Genomic DNA, 1671 nt, shown 5'->3' on the forward strand with positions numbered 1-1671 from the left:
CCTCGATCCACTGATCAATTGATGGTGGTCCGGGTGTCGATATGAGGAAAGTGCCTTCTGAGCTGGGATGATTGGAGTTCCCACACAACAATCGGTCCAGATCGGAAAGGCACTTCCGGTGCAAGTCTCGCATAGTTTCACGCTCGATTCTGCGGTGTTCGATGACGATAATCTCGTGTCGCTGGCCGGGCTGGTGCCGGTGATGACACTGGCCGAGCAGACCGCTTTGCCCGAGCTGCTGGCCGATAGGGTCTATATCGCCGAACCGAAGATCAAGTCCGGGTCGGCGAACCTGGCGCCGAAGTTGGTCACGCTCATCGCGGGGATGTGCGCGGGCGCGGACAGCATCGACGATCTCGACGTGCTGCGCTCGGGTGGCATGAAGACCTTGTTCGGCGCCGTGTATGCGCCCTCGACGATCGGAACTCTGTTGCGGGAGTTCAGTTTCGGCCACGCCCGCCAGTTGGAGTCGGTGCTGAACCACCACTTGTCCGGGTTGTGTGATCGGGTCGAGCTGCTGCCCGGCGCCCAGGTGCGCGCATTTGTCGACATCGATTCGCTGCTGCGCCCGGTCTATGGTCACGCCAAACAGGGCGCCAGCTACGGACATACCAAGATCGCCGGCAAGCAGGTGCTGCGCAAAGGTCTCTCGCCTCTGGTGGCCACGATCAGCACCGATACTGCGGCACCGGTGATCGCGGGGATGCGGCTACGTGCGGGCAAGTCGGGCTCGGGCAAGGGCGCGGGCCGGATGGTCGCCCAAGCCGTCGCCACCGCCCGCGCCGCCGGAGTGACTGGGCAGATTCTGGTGCGCGGCGACTCCGCTTACGGCACCCGCGCGGTCGTGGGTGCCTGCCGCCGCGCCGGCGCCCGGTTCTCCCTGGTGTTGACCAAGAACACGAAAGTGCAGGCGGCGATCGAGCAGATACCCGAGCACGCCTGGACCCCGGTGCGCTATCCCGGCGCGGTCCGCGACCCCGACACCGGCGCCTGGATCTCCGATGCTGAGGTCGCCGAAATCTCATACACCGCTTTCGCTTGCACCAGCAGCGCGGTCACCGCCCGGCTGATCGTGCGTCGGGTCAAAGACGCCCGCCACCCCGATGCGCTGTTCCCGGTGTGGCGGTATCACCCGTTTCTCACCGATTCCACCGAACCGGTCGCCAAGGCCGACATCACCCACCGCCGCCACGCCATCATCGAAACCGTGTTCGCCGACCTGATCGATGGGCCGCTGGCGCACATGCCCTCGGGTCACTTCGGCGCCAACTCCGCCTGGATCCTGTGCGCGGCGATCGCCCATAACCTGCTGCGCGCAGCCGGAACACTCGCCGGTGGCCACCACGCCGTCGCGCGCGGGGCCACCCTGCGCCGCAAGATCGTCAACATTCCCGCCCGCCTGGCCCGTCCGCAACGACGACCCGTCCTACACCTGCCGAGTCACTGGCCCTGGACAGACGCATGGCTCAGGTTGTGGCGCAACATAATCGGCTACCTCCACCCGCAACCCGCCTGACTCCGACCGACCCGCCGGACAGGCCCGACCAGGAACCGACAGGAAAAGCTGGACAGACCAGCGGACCCACCACGCCAACCATCTGCAACACCATCACCGAACAAAATCAAACGATCAAGTCCCTACATCACCCGCTGCGTCGGTGGATTGAGGCT

The 1671-nt window shown here is 65.3% G+C and carries 1 protein-coding gene; it reads left to right on the forward strand.

Annotated features, from left to right (window positions below):
- Window positions 1–118: 118 nt before the first annotated feature.
- Window positions 119–1516, forward strand: a complete 1398-nt coding sequence (locus AC5Y7V_RS31340; protein ID WP_499883788.1) for an IS1380 family transposase — start codon at window positions 119–121, stop codon at window positions 1514–1516.
- Window positions 1517–1671: the final 155 nt, after the last annotated feature.

It is taken from the genome of Mycobacterium sp. NGS34, assembly GCF_059812845.1.